The following is a 16771-nucleotide window of genomic DNA, read 5'->3' as shown; positions in this document are numbered from 1 at the left end:
TCCTATCGCGCTGTGGTGGTTCCGGCTTCCATTACGAAGTCCAGATGCCGAAACCTGCCCAGTGTGAAGGGTGCCATCAGCGGGTGCGGTTCACCTTTGGCCACCAGATGCGCCAGTGTCAGCCCGCCCGCAGGGATAGCCTTATACCCGCCCCACCATCCGGCGGTGACAAACAGGCCCGGCACATCTGTCTGATCCATGATGGGTGAGGCATCATGAGCAATATCTAGATGCCCGCCCCACTGCCGCATCAGTTTGAGCTTCTTGAAACTGGGGAAAAGCGACAGCATCGCAGTCACGGTATCCTCGAATACATGTTGCTTTATGTCTCGACGGAAGCTCTGCCCCATATCGGGCGCGCCGCCGATGACCATCTCACCTTTGTCGGACTGGCTGAAATAGAACCCGCTGTCTGGACAGTTCACGATCACATCAACCAGCGGCTTGACCGGCTCGGACACAAAGGCCGTCAGGTTCATCGTCCGCAGCGGAAGTCTGAGGTCCGCAGTTTCGGTCAGCGTCGTTGTATGGCCTGAGACTGCTACGACCACTTTCTTTGCGCGAACTGTGCCCCGGTTGGTCTCGACCCCTTCGATGGCCCCATCCGCCCCGCGTAGCAGGGATTGCACCGCTGTTTGCTGATGAATCTCAACCCCGCGCGCGTCAGCCGCGCGGGCATAGCCCCAGGCCACCGCATCATGCCGGTTCACACCTGCATCCGTATGAACCATGCCGCAAATCACAGGCAGCCGTGCATCTTGGCCACCGCCAGTCAACGCAGGAATGCGGCGGCGCAATTCCTCGGTTTTGATCTGTTCGTAGGTCGAGCCGTAGATGTCCATCACCAACTGCCGCCGCCGCAGCTCGCGCAGCTTGGGCCAGGTCTGAACCACATCCACCATGGTTCGTTTGGAATGCATCATGTTGAAATTCAACTCGTCCGTGAGCCCTTCGTACATGGCGACGGATTTGACATAGAATGGGATTGACTCATCCCTCATGTAATTCGATCGAATGGTCACCGTATTTCGCGCGATGTTGCCGCCGCCCAACCAGCCGCGTTCCAGCACGGCGACATTGTTGATGCCAAATTCCTTGGCCAGATAATAGGCAGTTGCCAACCCGTGACCCCCTGCCCCGATCACCACGACATCATAGCGGTCTTTCAACGGCGGGCTGCGCCAGACCTGCGGCCAGTTCCGGTGCCCGGTTAGCGCATTGCGAGCGAGCGAGAAAACAGAATAATTTTGCATGATGGTAATAATATTTATCAATATGCACATTTAGTCAATAAATTTATCGACATGCAAAACAACTCGCCACGGGTTCTATTCCAATGCTGAAATTGCGGCTAAGGTATCGGAGAAAGGTGACGCAATGAGCTTTCGTGTGGAACAGTTCCATCGACGTCTTGCCGGCAAATGGTCGGCCCGGTCGCTTTGGCCCTGCTTCATTATTAACTGCCGCAGTTCACCCGCCTCGTAACGCCAGAAAAACCCGGCGCAACGCGCCTGCCCTCTGCAACCGCCTCAGTAAATGAGGTGACAGAAATGGACGTTACATGACACAAACACCTGACCTGAAAACCGTTCAGAATACCTATGCGCGCGACGGAGTCGTGCTGCTGAAACAAGTGCTGTCGCAGGATTGGCTGAGTAAGCTGCGCCAGGCCGTCGATGACGAAGTTGCCAAAGGTGACCGTTACTTTGCTTACAAAAACATGCGTGAAAATCCCGGCGTGTTTCAAGACTATTGCCTGAATTCTGATATTGGGCAGCGTGTGGCAGAGGTAGCAAACAGCCCTTGGACCTCGCTGATCTACGACCAGATATTTGCCAAAGAACCGGGCACAAAAACACAAACGGGCTGGCATACGGATCAACCCTATTGGCCGGTCTCAGGCCCGATCATGACCATGTGGATTGCGCTGGACCCCGTGGACCCCGACAACGGTGCGTTGGAGTTCGTAAGAGGCTCGCATGCTTGGGGCGCCAAATACCGGCCCTTCAAAACGGACCAACTTGGGGGCTTTTTGCATTATCTGGAAGTGGACAACCCAGACTATATCGACATGCCCGATTTCGAAATGAATCGCGCTGACTACGACATCTTTCATTACCCGAAAATGAAACCAGGTGATGCGCTGGCATTTGACGGTATGATCGTACATTCAGCGATGGGCAACCGCACCTCAACCCGGCGCAGACGCGGCTATGCGATCCGGTTCGCTGTGGACGGCGCAACCTATGAGCCCCGCGATACTGTCACCGAATGGCTGCACGACGACAGCTTACGCCCCGGTGCGCCTTTCGCTGGGGGCCGGTTTCCAGTGATCTACAGTGCGACATAACAAGCAAGTGGCAAACTCCGCCCTTCTAGCCAAGAATTCGGTCGGCAGGGCGGGGTCAACTTCAAATAGCCCGATCAAGTGAAACTACATAAGTAACTTTCGCAGACGACGCCTCAAGCCGGAACTGTTGTACTCACAGGGGTGGTTTCGGCTTCGATCGCGCGATCAAGCGTTTTGCGAAACAGTTTGGCACCCGCGTCCAACCCGAGATCGATGTTGGGCGTCTTGGCGTACTTCATACCCTTGTGGACTTCTTCCAGAACGTCCTTGTCCTCAAGAAACGCCATGCGCGCACCGTCATTCATGAATTTGGACACTTCCGCATTTTCGGGATCGGAATTTCGGTGCTGAAACCAGAAGTATCTGGTGCGATCTTCATCGATTGGGGTCATGAAATTATAGGAGATATTGATGAACGTTTCAGCAATGGGTTGCTTATCATACCCACCGGTCCCGACCGGCGTATAGATGGATTTGTTCAGCCCGATCGCGGGCATGCACATCTCATAATGCTGTAATCGGTCGCAGTCGCCGTCAAATGCCACCAGTTTGGCGTAATAGGGCGATGGCGGTTTGTTCCCGATCCAGCGCGAGACGACGACGCCACGGTCGGTCCGCTCGACGTTCAGCGGCTCTTCATCCGTTCCGGCGCCTGCAAAAGAAGAGACATGCACCCAGGCGACATGGCTGGGATCAAGCAGGTTGTCGCAGACCCACAGGTAATGGCAGTCGATATCCATTACCCCACCGTCGGTCTTGCCCCAGCTGTCATCGTCGAAATTCTCGATCGGGAAAATCTTATCGGGATCTGCTAACTCCGGATCGCCCATCCATATCCAAAGGAACCGATACCGATCCACAACCGGATATGATCTAACCACCGCCCGCCGCGGGGTCATGCCGCGCTGCGTCGGACTGTCGGTGCACTTGCCCGTGCAGTCGAATTTAAGCCCGTGATAGCCGCATTCCACGACATCCCCGATAAGGTTGCCCTTGGACAGAGGCAGCTTGCGGTGCGGGCAAGCATCCTCCAATGCGACTGGCCTGCCATCCTCCTGCCGGTAAAGCACGATATTCTCGCCCAAAAACGTCTCGGCCTTCAGCTCGCGACCGATATCTTTGCTCCAGGCGGCGACATACCAGCAGTTTCTCAGATACATTGAAATGCTCTCCAGATTGTCAGATGGCTTGTGCGAGTATGGGCGGCAAGCCGATTTTGCACCATGCTGGAATGGTAATGACTCGTATAAGTCAGGCTAATTCCCGGCGCACGCGGCTGGCGGAATGTCCGGCTGCGCCTCAACCTCGGCACGGATCCAATTCAGAAACTCACCAACTTTCGGGCTGTCCTTAGTTTCATGGGGTCGAACCAGCCAATAAGACAGCGGAGACTGCGTCAGTTCCGGAATTGGTCGCACCAAACGTCCATCGCATAACGTGTCGATGACCAGAGGTTCCCGGCCTAAAGCGACACCAAGCCCCTCTATGGCCGCCTGAACGACCAGATTGGATTGCCCAAACCTCCGTGTTCGCAAGGGCCACGGTAGCGTCAGCCCGCATTGCCGCGCCCAGAAATCCCACGTTGGACTTGCGGGCCCATGATGCAGGTTCTCATCCACCAGCATTGTGTGCTGCGCCAGATCTCCGACCCCACGCAAGCTTGGTATCAAAGAAGGAGCGCAGACCGGAAACAGCTGCTCGGTCATCAGCAAATCGACCTGATAGCCAGGATAATCACCCAGACCATAGCGAATGCCGATATCCGCATCCGCCCCTGAAAACGGATATTGCCCGGTATCCGTAGCAATGGAAATCGACAGGTCCGGATGAGCAAGATCAAAGTTTAAAAGGCGCGGAAACAACCAGTTGAACGCAAAACCCGGCAGACATGAAATCACGATGGTCCTGTCGGTGCGGGTCTTGTCCCTCAACTGGGTACAAACGTCCGAAATCCGCCCCAACCCTTCAGAAATGGCCAGCGCCAGCAGTTCCCCTTCGCGGGTCGGACGCGATGACCGTGCACCACGTACCAGCAATTCGAGACCAAGCCATTCCTCAAGCGCCCGCACATGCTGACTGACCGCACTTTGGCTGACACCCAGCTCAGCTGCTGCCGGGGAAAAGCCGGAATGTCGGACAACTGCCTCGAAGGCGCGCAGGGCGGAATAGGGCAGGTTTACGATCATATTAGTCACCCTAATGTCAGGCATAATCACTTTCAAATAGATTAGGCGCATAACCTGAGCCTAATCTATACTGACCGGAACCCGTAGGAGACGCGAATGTCGGACATCACACCCGAGCGCGGCGCGCGAAATCTATTGACTAATTGCGCCCACGCAACGGCAGGCGACCGGTTGTTGATCGCTTATGAACCTCCCGAACACGGCTATTTCGATGCGGATAGTGTCCAAATCGTCACGCATGCCGCGCGATCCATGGGGCTGTCGGTTGATGCAGTGAACGTAGGTTTTAATCCGGACAATCCACACCTTTCCGCTGACCTCCTGGCGCGGTTCGAAACCGCCGATATCATCCTGTTTCTGGCCCGTCTCGGGGATCAGCTCCGGTTCTCGGAAATGCCACAGGGCAAGAAGATCATCGTCAGTTTCGCCCTGAGCCGCGAGCTTTTTGGCTCTGGTTTTTCCAACGGGCATCACGATGCCTTCCTCGACATCAAGGCAGGGATCAACGGCGTTCTGAATAGGGCCGCCGACGTGCGGGTCACCTGCCCTCTGGGCACGGACTTTCAGGGGCGGCCTGAGATGAAACCGGATACGACGGGCGATACGTCGATCCTGCGCTTCCCCATGTCGGTCTTCACGCCAGTCCCGGCACACAGCTTTTCGGGCAGGGTGGCGTTGAAATTTCTGACGGGCACCGGATCAAAATACTACGATGACTATACGGTAGAGTTCGAAAGACCGGTGTTTGCGATGCTGGAAAGCGGGCGCCTGACAGGGTTTGACGGCGATCCTGCCGACGCCGCACGGGCCGAAGCTCATTATGACCGGGTCGCGGGTCAGTTCGGCATCGACCGCAACTTCGTGCATTCCTGGCATGCGGGCATCCACCCGGGCTGCGGCTACCCATGGGATATGCGCGAGAATTTCGAGCGTTGGGGCGGGTCCGCTTTCGGCAATCCGCGTATTCTGCACTTCCACACCTGCGGTGCTTATGCCCCAGGCGAAATCAGCTGGAACGTGTTTGATCCGACGATCGTAATCGACGGTGTGACCTACTGGGAAAACGGGGCTTTCCACGCCGACCGTTTGCCTGGCGGAGCCACCATTTTGGACAAACACCCCTGCGCGGCTGCCCTGTTCGCCGACCCCGATCTGGATATCGGTCTACGCCGCACTGGCTGAGCCTTCCCGCTTGATCGAACGCGTGCCATCGCGCTAAACTGATTGCAATAGGTCCACCTGACAAGGTCCTATGGTGCGGAGCACTCCCGTCTCCGGTGCCGGTACATGCGATGAGGGCAAAGCCCCCGCACCGGCAAAAATGTGGAATTCACATGTCACAAGCAATCGTAACGCCCCTGTCTCAGGCACTGGCCGAAGGCAAGCTCACGCGTGAAGAACTGAAAGGACTCATGCAACGGTCCGACGGCCCCGGCCTGCGCCATCTGGCGCTTTGGGTAATGGTACTAGCTGGCACAACTACCCTTGTCACCCTAGCCTGGAACAGCTGGCTAATCTGGCCCGCAATGTTCCTGCAAGGCATCGTTCTGGTGCACCATTTCTCACTACAGCATGAATGCGTGCACTATACGGTGTTCCGAACCCGGTGGCTGAATGATTTGGTAGGTCAGATCTGCGGCCTGATCATCATTCTGCCACATCGGTTCTTTCGCTACGAGCATTGCGATCATCACACCTATACGCAACTGACCGGGGAGGACCCCGAACTGATCCCTTTGCCCGAAACAATGGGAGAATATCTGCTTTATCTGTCCGCCCTGCCCTATTGGCGCGGCAAATTCACGGAGCTGTTTCGCCACGCCAGCGGCAATCTCAGCGAGACCGAGTTGCGGTTCATTCCGAAAGTCGAACATCAGGCCGTATATCGCGATGCCCGCAGAATGCTGGCTATTTATGCGGCGATCGTTCTGGGCATGGCCATCACGGGTTGGTGGGGGCTGATCTGGTATTGGTTCATCCCCCTGTTTCTGGGCGAGCCGGTGATGCGGTTCATCCGGATGACCGAACATGTTGGACGCCCGACCGTCGCGCAGATGTCGGAAAATACGCGCACCAATCTGGTTTCGGCACCGTGGTCCTTTCTGTGCTGGAACATGAATTACCACGCGGAACATCACTATGTCGCTTCGGTCCCGTTTCACGCGCTCCCGCGCTTGCATGAGAAGCTAAAAGACCACATCCATATCGAGCCCGGCGGCTATCTGGCTGCCCACCGCGAAATCCTGCGTCAGATCCGGCACAAGGAGGAGGCGTGATCCATGACAGATGTAAAACCGTGGAAAGACGTGATCGAGGCTGCTCGGTTGGAAGAAAATTGGGTCACACGGGTCGAACTCGGATCACGTATTATCGCAATCTACGACACGCCCGGTGGTATCTATGCCTCACTGGCGCTGTGCAATCATGGCGGCGCGGATCTATGTGACGGGTATTTCGATGGCTATGTCATCGAGTGCCCCCTGCATCAGGGCGCATTTGATGTGCGAGACGGGCGCCCGGTTTCAGCGCCTGCGACGCGGCCGATGAAAGTTTTTGAATCCCGGATCGAAAACGGCATGGTTCAGATCAGAGCATAGCCCCGATTGCCCCTAACCCGGTGCCGGCAAACCCGGCATCGGGACATAACCAGGCAAAGCCTCAACACGCGCGATCCACGCGCGCACCGCCGGGTATGGAGACATCGATATTCCACCCTGATACGCCAGAGCTATGTAAGGATAGCAGGCCAGATCTGCGAGGGTGGGACAGTCGCAGGCCAGCCAGCGATGGTCTGACAAGTGTTGCTCCATGATCTTCAGGGATTTCCGCCCAAGCGCCAGCGGCTCAGCCAGATCGGTGTCGCGTTCAAACAGAACAATCGCCCGGGCCATTGCAAGGCCGTGGAAGATTTCATTCACAGAAAACGACAGCCATTGCTGTATGTCGCCGTGTTCTTTCGGTGTGGTCGGGGCCCATTCGGCTGCGCCATATTTCTGTGCCAGATAGACCATGATGGCAGTACTGTCGCGCAGGACGAACCCATCATCGTCCAGAACCGGTACCTTGTTCAGCGGATTGACCTGCAAAAAAGCGCTCTGGTTTTGGTCACCGTTCAGCAGGTCTACGTCGATGATCTGGTGATCCCGCTGCAGCATGGACAGTAACAGTCGTACTTTGTGACAGCTGCCCGAAAGCCGGAAATCATAGAGGCGTATCATACTGGCCTATATGTCAGCGCTTATCTGACCGTTTTTCAAGCCGCGCAAACAATCGGCTAAGGCCGAAGCAAACCACAAAGTAGAAAGCGGCCGTGGTGATCCACGCCTCAAATATCATGCGGGATGAGGCCACAAGCTCTACCGTTTTATAAGTCAGTTCCTGCACGGAAATCAGCGACAGGATTGAACTGTCCTTGATCAGCGAAATGAACTGATTGGCAAGCGGTGGCACCACTTTCTTCATCGCCTGCGGCAGTACCACATAGCGCAGTTCCTGAAGGCGGCTCATACCGATAGAGCGCGCGGCTTCCCGCTGACCTTTTGGGATCGACTGGATACCGGCACGCACGATTTCACCAACGAATGCGCTTTCAAAAAGGGCCAGTACTATGACGCCCGAAACAAGCGACGGGAAGCGGCGCATTTCACCGAAGAAGAACTCCCACACCTGATTGTTTTCCTGCCGCGCGATACCGCGCGCCCAGCGTTCCAGATTCAACGCATCGATCAGCTGTTGGGACAGGAAGAAGAAGAAGATGAAAACGACAACAACCGGCGGCACATTGCGCAAGAATTCCAAGTAGGTGCGCGCCAGCATGCGGATGGTCAGATTTGATGAACAGCGGGCTACACCCAGAATGGTGCCCAGGATCAACGCCAGAATTCCGGCATAGAGGCTGATGCGAACCGTTGCGGCCAACCCTTGCAGCAGCAAATTGGCAAAGTATTCCTCACGACCTGAATGCCAGCCGACAATGTAACTGGGGATGACGTCCCAGCGCCACCTATAATTGAGCGTGCCTTCAATCGACAGCCAGATATACCCGAAAAACACGAACAGAACCGCGGCGATCAGGTAGTCCGGCCATCTGAGTTTTTTGAGAAAGTCCTGCACGCGAGACGCTCCGTATCAGATCCGGGGGGCTGCATCGCTGCCCCCCGGGTGGGTCAGGGTTACTGGGCGACCTGGTCAGCCCATTCGTTTCCAGCAAACCAATAGTCATGACGTTCTTTCAGCCAACCGGAACGCCACTGCTGCGCGATCCAGTTGTTGAAATAGTTCATGGCGTCCGGGTCGCCCTTTCGCACACCAAAGGCTTCACCGCGCGGATCATAGAGATTTTCGAACGGCACACTCAGCGTTTCAGGGTGCAACCCAGCCTCGCGGTTCGGAGTTGGCTGCGCTGCCATGGAAGCATGAGCGTTCCCATTCAGTACCTCCTGAGTCGAAGCACCGTCTTCATCGAACAACAGCAAGGTCGCGTCTGGGAAGTTCTGTGCAATCACCGCCGCAGGTGTTGCACCACGCCGGGCGGCAAAGGTCACTTCGGGATTGTTGAAATCCTCAAGCGTCATGCCTTCAGTCATCGACTTATTGGCCAGAATGGCCAGACCCGAATAGGCGTATGGATCGGTAAAGTTAATGGTCAGGTTCCGCTGCGCTGTCACCGACATGCCCGAGATGATCACGTCGAAATTGCCTGAGACCAGCGCCGGGATGATACCATCCCAAGCGGTGGGCACGAATTCGACCTCAACCCCCATATCCTCGGCCAGCTGACGGCCAACATCCAGTTCGAATCCGATCAGATCGCCATTCTTGTCGCGCATCGACCATGGCACGAACAGCGACAGACCGATCCGGATCACGCCATCCTGCTTGATAGTTTCAATCACACTTTCGCTGGATAGTTCCTGCGTAGCGCTTTGCGCCCAGCCTGAGGTCGCCACACCGGTAGCCACGACCGCGCCGAGGGCAGCCCCGAGCATTCTGCGAGAAAGCTTCATCTTGGTTCTCCTTGTTGTCCGACATATTTTCTGGGTTATTGGTCGACGGCATATTTCTTCTCCAGATGGCTTACGCCAATCGACAGGATCAGGGTCACCACCAGATAAACCAGTGCGATGGTGAACCAGATTTCGAAACTCATGTATGTGTCTGAAATGATATTGCGTCCGAAGGTCGTCAGCTCGGCCACCGCAATCACGCTGACAATGGCCGAGGATTTGATGAGGTGAACGACCTCGCCGGTCATCGGCGGCAGCATGAAGCGGACGGATTGTGGCAGGATGATATAGCGATAAGTCTGGGACGGGCTCATCCCGATGGATTTAGCGGCCTCCCATTGGCCTGTGGGAACGGCGTTGATCCCGGCCCGGAAGATTTCCGAAATCAAGGCTGAATGGAAAACGGCCAGGGTAAGGATGCTGGCCGTATATCGGTCAAATCCAAAAATCGGCCCCAGAACATAATAGAAGAGGTAGAGCAGGACCAGCAGCGGGATATTTCGGATCAGCTCCAGAAATCCAACCGCAACTGCGGACCCGATGACAAGATCCGACAGGCGCAGCAACGCCACAAGCAGGCCTATAACCATAGCCAGAATGAAAGCCGTGACCGACAATTTGATCGTCGCGACCAGCCCGATGGGAATTTCACCCCATTCAAACCCGACCTCGGTATTGCGATACAGAAACTGCGGCACCCGGTACCATTGCCAGTTATACCCCATGCCCTGCGCGCCGATATATGCACCATAGGCGATGAGCCCGACGATAACGGCATAGATCCCGACCGAAATCAGGGTCGAGTCAAAAAACCGCTTCAAAAAAGGCGGCTTTGGCAGCGGCTGACCTTTTGGCCGGGAAATGCCCAGATCGCTCATGTCAATGCGCCAATATTTGATCTAGGAACAAACGGCAGCGTTCGCTCGAGGGGTTGGTGAAAAATTGTTCGGGTGGTGAGACTTCGACGATCTGGCCCGCCTCCATAAAGACCATCGTATCAGCGACCTTACGAGCAAAGCCCATCTCGTGAGTGACGACAACCATGGTCATGCCGGTATCGGCCAGCTCGACCATCACATCCAAGACCTCATTAATCATCTCGGGGTCCAGCGCGGATGTCGGTTCGTCAAACAGCATGATCCGAGTTTCCATGCATAGAGAACGCGCAATTGCCACGCGCTGCTGTTGCCCGCCCGACAGCTGTGCCGGGTACTTGTCGGCCTGTTCCGGGATATGAACACGTTCAAGATAGTTGCGTGCAGTTTCTTCGGCCTGCGCCATGGATATCCCGCGCACTTTCATCGGACCGATCGTCAGATTCTCTAGTACTGTCAGGTGTGGAAACAGGTTGAACTGCTGAAAGACCATACCGACTTCCTGCCGCAGCTCGCGAATTTCTTTGGCTCCGTCATAAACCTCGATCCCGTCGATCACGAGGCGGCCGGAGTTGTGCCACTCCAGCCCGTTAAAGCACCGGATCAGCGTCGATTTCCCCGATCCCGAGGGACCGCAGATCACGACTTTTTCACCCTGATGGACCGTCAGATCGATGTTTTTCAGCGCGTGAAACGCACCGTAATATTTATCCAGATTGGTCACTTCAATCATCGGAGTGGCTTGGTTCATGTCGTACCTGCTTGGGTTCGGGACACCATGCGAATTTGTCTTTTGATGGACCGGGCGTGCAAAGGAGTTTTCTCCACCGTTCCTGCAAAGGCAGGCCGGCATGTCGTGGTGCCAGGCCTGACAAAACAGCCGAGGCCGGGCTGGCGCTGCGATTGTTTGGGGCAGTCGGGCAAGGCCTGAGCCTCCTCAAATACGTTGCACACTAATTAATATGGTTGCTTAATATGCAATACTCGTCAATAAAAAACTCAGAGGACAATTTATGATCTGCCCTCAGATAATACTGACGACCAAGGGAGGAACCGCAAATGTCTGCCTGGATCAGCATGATATCTGACGAAGATGCTGACTCGCATCTGAAGGCCACTTTGGATCTGGCGCGTACACCGCACGGCACTATCGACAATGTCATGCGGGTGCATTCCCTGCGGCCTAACACCATGAAGGGGCATGTGATTCTGTACCGGGCCTGTCTGCACGATGAGGCGAACAAAGTTCCCATGTGGTTTCAGGAAGTGATCAGTTCCTACGTATCCACTCTCAACACCTGCCCCTATTCCTATGCTAACCACTGGTCCAACGCCCGTCACCTGATCGACGACGCCACACGCGCCGACAAGATCGAAGCCGCACTCGAGGCACATCGCCCGCAGGATGCGTTCGACGGCGCACATTTGGCGGCACTGACCTATGCGGAAAAGCTTACACTTTCGCCGGGTACGATGGTCGATTCTGATGTGGCAGCCCTGAAACACACCGGTTGGGAGGATGGCGAGATTCTCGAAATCAACCAGATCGTAGGTTACTTCAACTACGCCAACCGGTTGCTGAATGGCCTTGGTGTCACCACTGATGGCGATGTGGTGGGGTATTATAGCAGCGACTGAAAGGACGGATCATGCAAGGAGACACTCCAGGCAGACAGATCGACCGTGCCATCGGCGCCTCGCTGAAGGAACTGCGGCAAAGTCGGAAGCAATCCGCGCGAAGGCTGGCAGAACAGTCCGGTATCTCAGCCGCTATGATCAGCCGGATCGAAAATGGGTTGGTTTCTCCCTCAATCGACACTCTGGCGGCACTGGCCGAAGCGCTCGAAGTTCCGATTGTTTCTTTGTTCCGCGAAGCGCGCACAGATCACACTGACTACACTCTCGTGCGCCATGGTGAGGGACTGAAATCAAACCGTATCTCGGCGGGGCATAGCCACGAATATGTCAATCTTTCACTGCATTCTCGTAAAGACCTGCGATTTCAGGCGCGTCGCGTGACTTTATTGCGCGAAGGCGGGCCGCCGCCCACTTATGTCGGCCACGGCGTAGTGTTTGTGCAGGCTCTCGAGGGCCAAGCCGTTTACCGATATGGCGAGGCCCGCTTTACGCTGTCAGCTGGCGACACGATCAGTGTGGACGCTGAACTCAACCACGGGTTCGAAGATGTTCTGACCCCTGAGTTTGTCTTTCTAACAGTTCAGGCCGAGCGCCCATGACACCCAGTTAACATGGCTCAGGCAATCGACCTTAATCTGACCCAAGGGTCCATTGCAGGCCATTTCCGAACATTGGCGATACCCGGCGCGGTCGGAATGCTTTTCAGTACACTTTACAACATCGTCGACATCTTTTTTGCCGGGCTGTTGTCGACTAGCGCCCAAGCTGGGCTGGCCCTTGGCTTTCAAGCTTTCTTCATCTCTATTTCCGTGGGCGTCGGGCTGGGTGCAGCTATGAGTGCACTGGTTGGATACGCTCTGGGTGCAGGCGACAACCGAGCGGCACGACGCCTAGCGGCCCAAGGGATAACTTACGGAATCGTTGCGTCTTGCCTGCTTGCCCTGGCAGGGCTTTGGTTCGGCCCATTGTTAATCAAGCTTGTCTCGGAACCAGGCGTTTATCGTGAAGCCGGGCTTCGCTATTTCTATTGGTTGCTTTTGGCAATGCCGGGATTTCTTCTGGCTCATGGATGTAATGGCATCTTGCAGGCCCATGGCGACGCAGTGTCTATGCAACGGGCACTTATCGTCGCGTTTCTGGCGAACATCATCCTGAATCCCCTTCTGATCTACGGAATTCCGGGCGTGATTCCGGGCATCGGCTTCAACGGTTTGGCTTTATCCACGGTGATCAGCCAGACAGGCGTGATGATCTTTTTGATCCGGCAGGTTCTTCGGCGAAGGCGAATGAAACGTATGCGCGCGGCCTATTTCAGACCGCGCCTAAAACGGTTTGCAGAAATTTCGCTGCAGGTTCTGCCCACTGCCTTTTCGTTTACGATCATGTTGTTGTCGGCCTTTGTGCTGCAGTTTGCGCTGAAGCTGTTTGGTGAACATGCAATTGCTGGTTATGCAATCGCTATACGGCTTGAACAGGTTTTGTTGCTGCCCATTCTGGGTGTCACGGGTGCCCTACTGCCAATCGCCTCACAGAATTTCGGTGCTCGGGACAGCCAGCGGGTGCGCGCCGCGTTGTTCTATTGCTGGCGAGTCGGGTTTTATATGTCGCTGGTTGCGATCCCGATCCTTTGGCTTGGTGGTCCCTTAGTTATGCGCCTTTTTACAGCGGACCCAGAGGTTGTACGCGTTGGTGTGGGATATCTACGAGTCGACAGTCTGATCCTGCCTTTTTACATGATGCTGTTTTCAATCAACTCACTTTTGCAGGCCTTCAAAAAACCTATTTGGACCGTTTGGATCAGCCTTTATCGCCAGGCCTTTGGGGTCGCGTTCTTTGTTTGGGTGTTTATTGGCATATTGGGATTCAACGAAACCGGGGTGTGGTTCGGAACGGCCGCGGCCGTAGTGACCGGCTGGATAGTCGCTATGGCGTTGACCATACGTATTGCGAAGACAGAGATCGGCGGATTGTGGGTGCCTGCCACGGGGTGAAAAACTGCACAACCGCGTGGGTCTGTTGCAAACTATCGCCAGTTTATGCTTTTGACGGTGGCGAGTGAATGGCTGCCAGAAATAATAAATCGAAAACCTGCTCAAGATTTCTTTCAAGGGCTCACAGTTTTCTAAGATCAGGATTCATGACTAGTAGTTGACAGTTGCCGCGCGTACGATGGCTGATGGGAAAACTTGGGACGGCGATCATATCGGGTCGCCACACGCCGCCAGTCTTTGAGTCTGCCGAATATGATCTCAAGGCGGTTGCGGTGTTTGTAGTGAAGAAGATCGTAACTCACCGGAGTCTTGCACTGCTTGCGGCCGGGGATGCAGGCGCATTTCGCCAACGCAACCCATTGCGGCTGATGAAGATAATCCCGTTCATGACTCGCCAGTCCTCGACCCGAGGTTTGCCGTGGGCCTTCGGAAAAAGGGGTGAGCCTGGCCATCTGTTCGTCGGTCAACCAACAAAGGTCGCTCATGTCACCGCTCCGTTACTTGAACTGTGAATCACGCGTCGCGGCGAAATTCTGTGCATCCTGACCCTGGTATGACGCTGACTCTGTTTTTCACAGCTCATTGCGAAACATCACCTACGAGCCTAATCTGAAGAAGATTTGGCTGAATAGTAATAAGCGATGGCTTGCGCCCGGTTTCTAACTGACAGTTTTTCATAGATATTCGAGAGGTGAAATTTCACGGTATTGGTGGAAATCTGTAACTCTTTTGACAGTTCCCGGTTGGACATTCCCTTCGACAGGGCCTCAAGGATAGCCCGCTCTTTGCGCGACAAGGTCTGAAGAGGACTATGTTGCACCGTGCGTACATCAATGAATGGAAAAACCATCTTTCCTTTGGCAACATCAACGCATGTCTCCAGCAGACCTTCAACCTCACCGGAACGAGGTGCAAACCCTGCGGCGCCTGCTTGCATGGCCAGCCGTGGGACATCACCTGCCTCATCACCATAGACCACAAAACGCGGCGCATTTTCCTGTTCGCGCAGCACTTCGATCAGTTTGGCTGCACCCAAAGCTGGCAGCTCCCAGGACACCACGCAGACCTTTACCGGCACACGCATGACTGCCCCAAGGAAACCTTCGGCAGTTGCAGATGTCGCCACCAACGAGAATCGTTTGTCTCTCTCAAAGATTTCGGACATCGCCGAGAGGACGAGAGAATTGTTGTTGGCGAGCATGATGTCGATCGGAGGGGGCGTTGTGTCGAGCATTGATTTTCCACCTAATTTACCCAAGAACTACCATGTTGGGTAGGTAAGTTTCCGGTATACATCGGTATATTTGCCAGAATGGGTAGGTTTTTTCCCACCCAAATAGCTACCCTAAAGCAGTAGTAAGTTACGTTGCGCCCTGACGCAAGGATCGGCTTTTCTTTTCGGTAACGCGACAGACGGGGCGCATTACGGACCCCGTCGCCGAGGAGGATCGCCAATGACGTTTCAAATCTACCCGACGCTCGAAATTCCGGAAACACTGGCTGCGGGGCCCGGACCAGGCAATACCGATGCCCGCGTTCTGCATGCCTTCGCAAATGCAGGTGTTGCGGATCACATGCAGGGTGACGTCCTGCGCGGCATGATCGAATGCAAGCACATGCTGCGCAAAATCTGGGGCACCGACAATACCTATACCTTCGCGGTTGCTGGCACCGGTTGGAGCGCGCTGGACACTATGTTCTCGGCTGTTATGCCTGGCGACAAGGTGGTTGCGTTCACCAATGGCACCTTTTCCGGCATTGACGCGCTGACCCTTCGGATTAAGGCGGCCACACCTGAAGAACATGCCGCCAATCCACTTGATCCCAATGCGGCCAGCGTCACTGTGATCGAAATTCCGCATGGCCAGCCCGTGACCGGTGAGATGGTCGAGGTCGCATTGGCCGAACACAAGCCGAAATGGGCTTTCATGGCACATTGGGAGACCGGTTCCGGCCGTGTCAACGATGTACAGGGATTCTCGGATGCGTGTGAAAATCATGGCACCATGGGTCTGATTGACGCTGTGTCTTCGCTGGGTGTTGCAGACTTTCGTATCGACGATTTCCCCGGCATCGCAGGCTGGGCTTCGTGCCCGCAAAAAGGCCTGTGCTGCCTGCCCCTGACCTATGCGCCTGTCAGCTTTACCGACGCCTTTATCGAGGCGCTGAAGACAACCGGTGCTTACTCTTACGTCCACAACCCTATTTTCGAGGCCCGCCATTGGGGCATTGTCGACGGTCAGGATGTTGAGAAAGGCACCTATCACCGGACCCATTCGGGCTATGCCGTCGCCGCGTTCCATGAATCTCTGCGTCTGACCTTGCAGGAAGGACTGGCTAAACGCGCGCATTCCTACAAAATGCATGAGGCCGTCCTGCGTGACGCCGTCACCGCGATGGGCTGCGATGTCACTTCGGACATGCCAAGCCTCGTAGTGCTGAACCTGCCCACAGAACTGGCTGGCCGCGAGATGGAATTGGTACAGAACTGCCGCGCGCGTGGCTTTGGCATCTGGCCGACACTCAGCGCCCCGGTACAGGTGCGCATCGGCATCCTGAACCAACTGAACCATCAGTCGATCAGCCGCATCGTAAAACTGTTTGGCGAGGCGATCCGCGAACTGGGCGGCACAGTGGATTTTGAAGCCATCGAAGCGCTGCTGGAAAGCCGCTACGGCACGTCGATCGCGGCCTGACCGCACTGCATGAACGGGAGGAAGATTGC

Annotated in this window: 17 protein-coding genes and 2 pseudogenes; 8 read left to right on the top strand and 11 right to left on the bottom strand. The window is 55.5% G+C overall.

The genetic code is table 11. The features are described from left to right. Positions 1-2 precede the first annotated feature (2 nt). Positions 3-1253: an FAD-dependent oxidoreductase gene (locus tag AC2FIB_RS06965; RefSeq protein WP_496736148.1), complete on the bottom strand. Its 1251-nt coding sequence runs from the start codon at positions 1251-1253 to the stop codon at positions 3-5. Positions 1254-1561: 308 nt separating this feature from the next. On the opposite strand from AC2FIB_RS06965, the gene AC2FIB_RS06960 reads away from it, so the two are divergent. Continuing rightward, on the top strand, positions 1562-2350 hold the full coding sequence (locus AC2FIB_RS06960) for a phytanoyl-CoA dioxygenase family protein (RefSeq protein ID WP_496736149.1): 789 nt from the start codon (positions 1562-1564) through the stop codon (positions 2348-2350). Between the two features lie 113 nt (positions 2351-2463). Here AC2FIB_RS06960 and AC2FIB_RS06955 read toward each other — a convergent pair whose 3' ends face one another. Together AC2FIB_RS06955 and AC2FIB_RS06950 are read right to left on the bottom strand one after the other, a co-directional pair. Further along, a complete protein-coding gene (locus AC2FIB_RS06955; protein ID WP_496736151.1) occupies positions 2464-3510 on the bottom strand; it encodes an aromatic ring-hydroxylating dioxygenase subunit alpha in 1047 nt (348 codons plus the stop codon). Between the two features lie 96 nt (positions 3511-3606). After that, positions 3607-4536 (bottom strand): LysR substrate-binding domain-containing protein, encoded by a 930-nt coding sequence (locus AC2FIB_RS06950; RefSeq protein WP_496736152.1) that lies wholly within the window; start codon positions 4534-4536, stop codon positions 3607-3609. Positions 4537-4632: 96 nt separating this feature from the next. Here AC2FIB_RS06950 and AC2FIB_RS06945 point away from each other — a divergent pair, with 96 nt between their 5' ends. From AC2FIB_RS06945 to AC2FIB_RS06935, 3 genes are all read left to right on the top strand, one after another. After that, positions 4633-5718: a hypothetical protein gene (locus tag AC2FIB_RS06945; RefSeq protein WP_496736154.1), complete on the top strand. Its 1086-nt coding sequence runs from the start codon at positions 4633-4635 to the stop codon at positions 5716-5718. Positions 5719-5870: 152 nt separating this feature from the next. Then, entirely contained in the window at positions 5871-6812 is a 942-nt protein-coding gene (locus tag AC2FIB_RS06940) for a fatty acid desaturase family protein (RefSeq protein WP_496736156.1), read from the top strand. 3 nt (positions 6813-6815) lie between these two features. Then, a complete protein-coding gene (locus tag AC2FIB_RS06935; RefSeq protein ID WP_496736157.1) occupies positions 6816-7133 on the top strand; it encodes a non-heme iron oxygenase ferredoxin subunit in 318 nt (105 codons plus the stop codon). 12 nt (positions 7134-7145) lie between these two features. On the opposite strand, the gene AC2FIB_RS06930 is transcribed toward AC2FIB_RS06935, so the two are convergent. Genes AC2FIB_RS06930 through AC2FIB_RS06910 form a run of 5 tightly spaced genes read right to left on the bottom strand, consistent with a single transcriptional unit; the run spans position 7146 to position 11168 of the window. Beyond that, positions 7146-7754, bottom strand: coding sequence for a glutathione S-transferase family protein (locus tag AC2FIB_RS06930; RefSeq protein WP_496841842.1), 609 nt, complete (start codon positions 7752-7754; stop codon positions 7146-7148). 13 nt (positions 7755-7767) lie between these two features. After that, positions 7768-8649, bottom strand: a complete 882-nt coding sequence (locus tag AC2FIB_RS06925) for an amino acid ABC transporter permease (protein ID WP_282170329.1) — start codon at positions 8647-8649, stop codon at positions 7768-7770. Positions 8650-8708: 59 nt separating this feature from the next. Beyond that, positions 8709-9542 carry a transporter substrate-binding domain-containing protein gene (locus tag AC2FIB_RS06920; RefSeq protein ID WP_282121046.1) on the bottom strand — a complete coding sequence of 278 codons (834 nt, stop codon included), beginning with the start codon at positions 9540-9542 and terminating at the stop codon, positions 8709-8711. Between the two features lie 35 nt (positions 9543-9577). Then, entirely contained in the window at positions 9578-10420 is an 843-nt protein-coding gene (locus tag AC2FIB_RS06915) for an amino acid ABC transporter permease (protein WP_282121047.1), read from the bottom strand. Between the two features lies 1 nt (position 10421). Then, positions 10422-11168: an amino acid ABC transporter ATP-binding protein gene (locus AC2FIB_RS06910; RefSeq protein WP_496736161.1), complete on the bottom strand. Its 747-nt coding sequence runs from the start codon at positions 11166-11168 to the stop codon at positions 10422-10424. Between the two features lie 308 nt (positions 11169-11476). Here AC2FIB_RS06910 and AC2FIB_RS06905 point away from each other — a divergent pair, with 308 nt between their 5' ends. From AC2FIB_RS06905 to AC2FIB_RS06895, 3 genes are read left to right on the top strand one after another with little or no spacing between them, the layout of a single operon-like run. Beyond that, positions 11477-12055 (top strand): carboxymuconolactone decarboxylase family protein, encoded by a 579-nt coding sequence (locus AC2FIB_RS06905; protein ID WP_282121049.1) that lies wholly within the window; start codon positions 11477-11479, stop codon positions 12053-12055. A gap of 11 nt (positions 12056-12066) precedes the next feature. Further along, complete coding sequence (locus AC2FIB_RS06900) at positions 12067-12654, top strand: helix-turn-helix domain-containing protein (protein ID WP_282121050.1); 588 nt, start codon at positions 12067-12069, stop codon at positions 12652-12654. 12 nt (positions 12655-12666) lie between these two features. Then, positions 12667-14046, top strand: a complete 1380-nt coding sequence (locus AC2FIB_RS06895; RefSeq protein WP_496841841.1) for an MATE family efflux transporter — start codon at positions 12667-12669, stop codon at positions 14044-14046. A gap of 150 nt (positions 14047-14196) precedes the next feature. On the opposite strand, the pseudogene AC2FIB_RS06890 reads toward AC2FIB_RS06895, so the two are convergent. The 3 genes and pseudogenes from AC2FIB_RS06890 to AC2FIB_RS06880 form a co-directional block, all read right to left on the bottom strand. Beyond that, a pseudogene (locus AC2FIB_RS06890) lies at positions 14197-14381 on the bottom strand (IS5/IS1182 family transposase); the annotation flags it as partial. Next, positions 14381-14531: pseudogene (locus AC2FIB_RS06885) on the bottom strand (transposase); the annotation flags it as partial. The pseudogenes AC2FIB_RS06890 and AC2FIB_RS06885, both read right to left, overlap by 1 nt. A 119-nt stretch (positions 14532-14650) precedes the next feature. Then, positions 14651-15280 carry a response regulator transcription factor gene (locus AC2FIB_RS06880; RefSeq protein ID WP_058273743.1) on the bottom strand — a complete coding sequence of 210 codons (630 nt, stop codon included), beginning with the start codon at positions 15278-15280 and terminating at the stop codon, positions 14651-14653. Positions 15281-15500: 220 nt separating this feature from the next. Here AC2FIB_RS06880 and AC2FIB_RS06875 point away from each other — a divergent pair, with 220 nt between their 5' ends. Continuing rightward, positions 15501-16742 (top strand): pyridoxal-phosphate-dependent aminotransferase family protein, encoded by a 1242-nt coding sequence (locus AC2FIB_RS06875; protein ID WP_496736163.1) that lies wholly within the window; start codon positions 15501-15503, stop codon positions 16740-16742. Positions 16743-16771 lie beyond the last annotated feature (29 nt).

It is taken from the genome of Ruegeria sp. YTSA072, from assembly GCF_059610285.1.
This window is presented reverse-complemented; position numbering and strand designations above follow the sequence as displayed.